The sequence below is a fragment of the Nitrososphaera sp. AFS genome, assembly GCF_009898475.1.
In the GTDB taxonomy this organism is placed as follows: domain Archaea; phylum Thermoproteota; class Nitrososphaeria; order Nitrososphaerales; family Nitrososphaeraceae; genus Nitrosopolaris.
Map to the genome: position 1 here is coordinate 22,143 of NZ_QURE01000042.1, position 6,571 is coordinate 28,713.

Consider the following 6,571-nt stretch of genomic DNA (forward strand, 5'->3'; position numbering starts at 1 on the left):
TATCAGCATGCACATACGACAAAAAAGAGTCAAGTAGTTGATAAATTGCTATATCAAGATCAATTGAAAATGGTCTGTCTGACTTTCCCCAATGGTCAGGTTCGAATTTAGTTCTACTTTTTTTACAATAGCACGGCGTAACCCCTGAAAGAAAAGTTATGGACAGGTGCCTGGTTTTGACGTGCTTGTCGAACTAGTTGAACCAGAAGCTGCAGTCCCAAAGCTAGAAGAACAACTTGACTGAGAACCACCTGCACTACTCGACGAGGTCGACTCAACACCACCTGAGCTGCCAGTAACGCCTCCAATCCCACTAACTTGCCCTGGGGTTACTACAAACGGACCACCTGTGATTGTAGCTCCAGGACTAAATTTAAGACCTCCAGCACCAGAAGCGGTTTGGCCAGAAGAAGTAGCGCTGCAACCAGACGAGGTGCTCGAAAAACAAGCGCTGAGAGCAGATTTTCCTGGGGGTCCAGAAGCAGTAAATTGCGTAGAACCCTTAGGCCCAGAAGTACTAGTACTACTAGAGCTGGAAGAACAGCTACCAGAGCTGCCAGTTACGCCTGATTGAGATTTTACGGTATGGGTGCTTGAGGAGCTGCTACATCTGTATGCCATTGTCGTATTGGGTGTGGATGTGATCAGAAGTGTTGCCACGATAAAAACAGCTAATCCACTTACTAGAAATAATCAATTCATGTTTTTTATTGTAATATGAACTATAAAAATACGCTGGAATATTCTATAACCATCCACAGTAACAAGTTAACTAGTCTGTTAGCAACAAGTCGTCTCCAACATGATCTTCTGCATCGTAGCCCCCATGGCCTAATCTGCTGTTAGCCCGCGAATTATTCTAGTTGTTCATTCTACCTTTACTTTTTCTCTTTTTTGTTCTTCCGTTGTTGTTGCTGTTGATGTTCTTGTCAATGGTTCTAAAAATGTATTAAACCAATAATCTATCATTTTAGGAGCAGCTTCAAGAATCTCACTAGATACCGTAATCAAAGCCATTGCAGATGATTGCGCTAAAGTCAGACCCTCAATCAATGGATTGAAATTGCTGTTGTTATCGTGAGTTCTATCCTTTTTATTGCTATCAGGGCTACTATTCTTCGAAGACAAATACTATCCTCTGTATCTGAAATATATTACTTGATTTTATTTTATTGTTGCGTATCTTTTACTACACGGCCTAAGTAATCACGATCTGCAAAAATCTTGTAAAGACATGGGGAGAAGTCTTAACTCACTATAGCTGACTAATTAACTTTTAATTTTAAAATCTCTGATTTATGTAGTTCAGGGTCTTTATACCTGCAATGGTGTTCAATCGATTCTAGGTTTCTGTTTTGAATATCAGGATGTAGTTTGCAGTAATAAAACATTCCACTGCCATTATCATTAAAGTATTGTCTTTTATCAATGATAGGATAACATGGACTTTGTTCTAAAGTATGAGATGATAATGGTCGCCACACCTGATTAGACTTGTTTATAAATTCTTCTATTGACATGATAGAGCTCTCAAGCATCATGATCCACCTACTTCACTCTTCTCAAGTTCAATCTATAACAGCGGTAGCTAAAAAATCAGAGCAGCCCAGTCAAAACTTTATACTAGCACACTTCGTATTGAAATGATTAACATAGACTCTCGCTCTCTTAAAGATTAGCATCATTAACCAGCTGATGAAATCTCTGAACTAAAGGAAATACAGAAGGTGAGTCTAGACAGTAAAGAATTATCCTTAGGAAAATTATTGGTTGAGAATCTGTCAAGTGAGCACCTTGACTTGAGCAAATATTCTGATACCTATACTAATGAATTAGAAAAGCTGATAGACTCAAAAATCAAGGGTAAACCCATATCAGCGAAACCAGTAGAGAAGGTGCAAGAAACTCAAGACCTTGTGGCAGCTCTGAAGGCTAGTCTGCAGCAGAAAACAAAGGTTAAGACCAAGGGATAGGAATAGAAGCACTATAAACGTGTAAGACAAGAGCTACAAAATTCAAGCAAAGAAAAAAGGTACATTCCTTCCCAATGTGGCAAGGTTATCGCTTCACGCAGATTCGCAATTATGACATTCCGTTTTACAGTGGAGTTAAACCACTGTAGAAAGAACTGGAATCATTTGGGGACAGCTGCACCTACAGTATGTAGTCCAACTTCACTGCCAAGAGTCAGAGTCTTTGGTGGTGCAAGATGAAGCAATACCCAATTAAAGCTACCCATATCTGCATCAGTAGCATCGCAGCTGCATAAGGCCACAACACCTATTTGTTTAGCGGGGTTAAATGCTACATTAGCATCCCAACCTTTAATTTGACCACTATGAGAAAAGGTCTCTGTTCCTAAATTAGTAAGTACTCGCCATCCTAACGCAACATATTCACTATAATTAATTGCATTTGTTGCTGGTATGATTGGATGTATTATCAAGTGTTGTAATTGTATGGCATTATCAAGTTTAGTGTGGAGAAAACCCAGGCTAGCAGATACATATTTTAACATATCAGCAGCAGTTGAACGATAGTTTCCAGCAGGTGCCATTAATGCAGGTAGCACTCCAACACTTTCTGGCGTGATATCTGTTGGGTTACTAATCTCTTGTCCACCCATGTGACCAACAGGAAATCGATTTTTGATATCACTTTGTGAAAGAGTAATTTTGGTATCATTCATTCCTAGCACATTCCTAGCACATTTAGAATCCTATCTCTAACTAGCTGGTCATATGGAATACCTGCCTTCAAGGATAATATGTGTCCAAGTAATGCTATACCAAAGCTTGAGTATTGAAACTTTGAACCATATACCAAAGCTTGAGTATTGAAACTTTGAACCAGGTTCCCTTGTCAGTTTAAAATTTGACAACGCTTGATACAGCTGGCTTACGTTATAATGTGGATTCAATGTTTGTCCAGATATTTTACCATTCAAAAAAATATTAGATGGCATTTCTCAGGAAGTCCAGAAGTATGTGTTGCTAAATCTTCAAGTGTAATCTTGGTTCCATTAAATTCAGGCACCTTAACACTAGCAGGAAGGTACTTGTCAATTGGGTCATTTAGATTAACTATGCCCTGTGTTGCCATATCAGCTAAAAGAAGGGTGGTAATTATCTTTGAGATAGAACCTATATTAAATAATGTATTTTCGTTAACAGGCACATTATGAGCTGCTGACATATTGCCAAAGCTAAATATCCTAGTACCATTAGGATCTACAAAGCCTACAACAATAGCTGCTTTAGATTTGTCAACTATCTGATTTAGTATGAAGCTTTTGACTGGTGGCGATATTTCTTTGTAATTTATTGCAGAAGAATTCGTAGGCTGACTTGCATAGCAGCAGCCTTTGCTTGTTGTAACCAAGAAATCCCAGAAACCACAGGCATCATAAGAACCAGGGTCAGTGTAGCTAGTAGAATTATTATGAAAGGTTTAGACCTAAACATTAATTGGAAGAAACTCACTCTCCTGAAGTATTTAAGATTTTTTAATTTAAAAACATATTATTTAATTATCGAATCTTAGTATCGTCAAACATCCCAATTTAACCGTCATAGCGTAGTTGGCACAATCAAGTAGACTGACATGTAAAGGATAGTAATTCGAACTGGCTTCAACATCCCAGCGATAGAGTAGTGAGGGTTGTGTCCACAACAAATACTACGGTACATAAAGGTTTCATGGTACTAGGGCGTCCCAAGTATGTCCTTCATTAAGCGAGGTCAATTATGAAAGACTTATTTACTTCTATATAAAACTACGAAATACAAAATGAAGATCAGAATAACATTTTTTGAAAACAAGTCTGGAGTTCAAGTAGCGTTATTCCTTAGCGTTTTGATCGTTACCACTCTTATTGTTGTGAATCCAATAATTTCATACGCAAACCCATCTGGGATCAGCTTTTATTCTCCTAGCTCACTTCCACCTGGAATAAAATCATCGAACCCATAATAGCAAAGTGGTGGGACTGGAGGGGTAACCAGCCAGCAAGATATGCCAATACATGGCCTTCATGTTTTATGTCAAACGTAGACATAGCCAATCATCCAATTGTCTTTCTTGGCGATTTGGCTTCTGCGCCAGCTAACGGTGCTAATGTTAATGCAGCGCATCAAGTCTGTCAGATTGCACCTTCCCAGTTACTTGAGTATTTATGAGGGCGAGTGTTCTCAAGGCGAAAATCATTTGCAAACACCTGCTCAACTTTTATCCTGCGCACAAGACTCAAACAAGGTCATAAAGATGATGCAAGTGAAAGTAGATGGTTCAGATGTTTCCTCGAATATTGTACGTGAAAGCACTTCTCAGCCTTTCGTTTATACTATAAAATCTTCAGATAATGCCTTTGGAATTAAACCCCCCTGCTGTGGAGTTGCTATGGACGAAAGCTATGAATTGTTCTTCAAACCGTTACCAAAGGGGGACCATACTATCTCAGTAGAGGTGATACGTGTTCCGTTACAGCCCAACCAACCTGTTGAGCATGATCTCGCTAATTGGAACATCAAGGTAGCCTAGCAGTACAAGAACAGTACCGCAAGTCTGGTACCAACTACTTCCAATCTTTCCTTCTTTAGCTTAGAAATTATTTCATACTTAACCATTCAGATCATCTGATAATGCAGTTTATCACACATATTGGAGTATGTGTAAGTATTTATTTTAGCGATTATATCACATTGCAACCGCTATGCAGAGCATAGTAAGTAGAAATAAGTTTGCTATTGTCTTAGTTTCGTTAATCGTGGTTGTTACTACAGTAGACTCTCAATTCATTAGAGTTTTCTACCCAACCCAGTTAGGGAATCCTGGAGTACTACATCTCTCTTTGTTCATAGTTCTCGTCGTTGTTGCGTCTATTATTAGCGTATACTTATTGCGTTTTACCAAGAGAAATGATAGCGAAGCTCGAAGGGCCAGGCCTCTATTATTCAAGACAGCATTTATTTCTACACTTTGCGCTCAGATCGCTATATCATTTATACTTTTTGTTATGATCTCAGAAATGCTTGTCTTTCAAGATTATAATCGACCTTCTTGTTATCAGTAATATACATCAGTCATTTGTTGCCAATTTTTATTCTTGGAATGCTGTCTGTCATATTTCTGCAGTGGCTCAAGTTAGGTCGATCACTTTCAGTGTTAGTGTATGCAATTGTTTTCATCGTGACTTTATTCCTAATTTTAATCACAATACCTGTGCTTACAGAACAATTTAGCCTGCAGTCAGATATAATACAGCCTAGACCGTACTTGATTTTAATTCAGGATTACTTTGTCCCAAGCGGTAGTACTATGTATAGTGCTATCTATGGATTTAGTACCTATGTATTACCAATTTTGGTACTAGCTTCGTGGGCACTTACGGTTTCATTACTTAAAGCATTTATGAGTAGAATTGGGAAATGCAAATTCTGGTTGGTAGTTAGCATACCCTTGGCTTATCAGATCTTTGTAATTATTGCAAGCAATCCAAATTTGATTACTAATCCTGATGTGGTTCAAATTGTCTACTCTACACAAGTCCAGTTGCTGATAAATGTCAACGGGCAGGTATCAGGTTTATTTTTTTCTGCGGCTTTCTTGATTGTTGGGAGAAAGATGAGACAGGAAAACATGAAAAACTTTTTTATAATTTCAGCAATAGGTATCATCTCCCTATTTAGTTCTATTCAGTCTGGATCTCCATTTTATGCAGCATATCCACCGTTTGGACTTGCCACACTTGTATTCTTGGGACTATCTTCATATATGCTTCTTGTTGGGGATGGTTGGATCAGCTGCGTATGTTTCCAGAAATACTGATGTAAGGCGAGAAGTATACAGTGGGTTGGAGAAGGACTCTGAGGTATTAAAAATGGGACTTGCAGAAATGCAGCTGGAAGTTCAAAGAAGGGTTACAGTTGCATTCGAAAACATCAAATCAGCGAATATCGCAAACGAGATGAAGATCAGTATAGATCCAGATGAAGAAGATGTGCAACTAATGATAGAGCAAGTTTTAAAGGAGGTCCATTCTATAGGATCTCGAACCAATCATGTCTAAGATTACAAGACTTTGCTATTCAATTCATTTGTAAAACGATAGTAACGCGCATATGTCGCTTAAATCTAATGTAATGGCTTATGTATATTAGGGATTGCTAACTTGCGAATAACGCAAACAAGGAAATTTTTTCTTCCTTACTAATTTGAGTTTAACAGGCGGTTTAAAAAGGACTAGCTCCTCACCTCCAACAAATCAAATACATGTCTTTTTTTTCTATAATATGCAATGGCAATCCCTCCCGCTCTCTTCAGGTTTTGTTTTTAGGAATCAAATTCTTCTTTTCACCATAGATGGCCTGTAGGAACTTGTGTGAAAGGTTGGATTCCAAAGCTATATCTGGTGAAATGAATTACAAAGATGGCAGAAAATATTGCAGAAGGTGTGAAATTTTCTTATTTCATTTGGACAATTTCTGTCCTTGCTGCGGAATGGCGTTAAGGGGTTCACCAACTAGTAGATTGCAAAAGGAAAAACTAAGAATGAACATTAGTGCACTGACTA

General features: G+C 38.3%; 8 protein-coding genes and 1 pseudogene. 5 read left to right on the forward strand and 4 right to left on the reverse strand.

Features of this window, described 5'->3' with window-relative positions; translation table 11 throughout:
* Window positions 1–156 precede the first annotated feature (156 nt).
* Window positions 157–660, reverse strand: a complete 504-nt coding sequence (locus DYY65_RS06360) for a hypothetical protein (RefSeq protein WP_162477137.1) — start codon at window positions 658–660, stop codon at window positions 157–159.
* A gap of 207 nt (window positions 661–867) precedes the next feature.
* Window positions 868–1,128 (reverse strand): hypothetical protein, encoded by a 261-nt coding sequence (locus tag DYY65_RS06365; protein WP_162477138.1) that lies wholly within the window; start codon window positions 1,126–1,128, stop codon window positions 868–870.
* Between the two features lie 599 nt (window positions 1,129–1,727).
* Between DYY65_RS06365 and DYY65_RS06370 the strand changes: the two genes are divergently transcribed.
* Window positions 1,728–1,973, forward strand: coding sequence for a hypothetical protein (locus DYY65_RS06370; RefSeq protein ID WP_162477139.1), 246 nt, complete (start codon window positions 1,728–1,730; stop codon window positions 1,971–1,973).
* 161 nt (window positions 1,974–2,134) lie between these two features.
* Here DYY65_RS06370 and DYY65_RS06375 read toward each other — a convergent pair whose 3' ends face one another.
* Together DYY65_RS06375 and DYY65_RS12980 are read right to left on the reverse strand one after the other, a co-directional pair.
* Entirely contained in the window at window positions 2,135–2,689 is a 555-nt protein-coding gene (locus tag DYY65_RS06375) for a serine hydrolase (protein ID WP_162477140.1), read from the reverse strand.
* 2 nt (window positions 2,690–2,691) lie between these two features.
* A pseudogene (locus DYY65_RS12980) lies at window positions 2,692–3,381 on the reverse strand (serine hydrolase domain-containing protein).
* Window positions 3,382–4,122: 741 nt separating this feature from the next.
* On the opposite strand from DYY65_RS12980, the gene DYY65_RS06390 reads away from it, so the two are divergent.
* The 4 genes from DYY65_RS06390 to DYY65_RS12450 all read left to right on the forward strand — a co-directional run.
* Window positions 4,123–4,539: a hypothetical protein gene (locus DYY65_RS06390; RefSeq protein ID WP_162477143.1), complete on the forward strand. Its 417-nt coding sequence runs from the start codon at window positions 4,123–4,125 to the stop codon at window positions 4,537–4,539.
* Between the two features lie 621 nt (window positions 4,540–5,160).
* On the forward strand, window positions 5,161–5,826 hold the full coding sequence (locus tag DYY65_RS06395) for a hypothetical protein (RefSeq protein WP_162477144.1): 666 nt from the start codon (window positions 5,161–5,163) through the stop codon (window positions 5,824–5,826).
* Complete coding sequence (locus tag DYY65_RS06400; RefSeq protein ID WP_162477145.1) at window positions 5,789–6,067, forward strand: hypothetical protein; 279 nt, start codon at window positions 5,789–5,791, stop codon at window positions 6,065–6,067. Before DYY65_RS06395 ends, DYY65_RS06400 begins: the two co-directional genes overlap by 38 nt.
* Window positions 6,068–6,360: 293 nt before the next feature.
* Window positions 6,361–6,571 (forward strand): hypothetical protein (locus DYY65_RS12450; protein ID WP_236561703.1); only part of this gene is annotated, 211 nt, incomplete at its 3' end.

What these genes read in the sequence shown, in the direction of transcription:
- DYY65_RS06375 (WP_162477140.1), bottom strand. Translation starts at nt 2,689, where the DNA reads ATGAATGATACCAAAATTACTCTTTCACAAAGTGATATCAAAAATCGA.
- DYY65_RS06390 (WP_162477143.1), top strand. Translation starts at nt 4,123, where the DNA reads ATGCAGCGCATCAAGTCTGTCAGATTGCACCTTCCCAGTTACTTGAGT.
- DYY65_RS06400 (WP_162477145.1), top strand. Translation starts at nt 5,789, where the DNA reads ATGGTTGGATCAGCTGCGTATGTTTCCAGAAATACTGATGTAAGGCGA.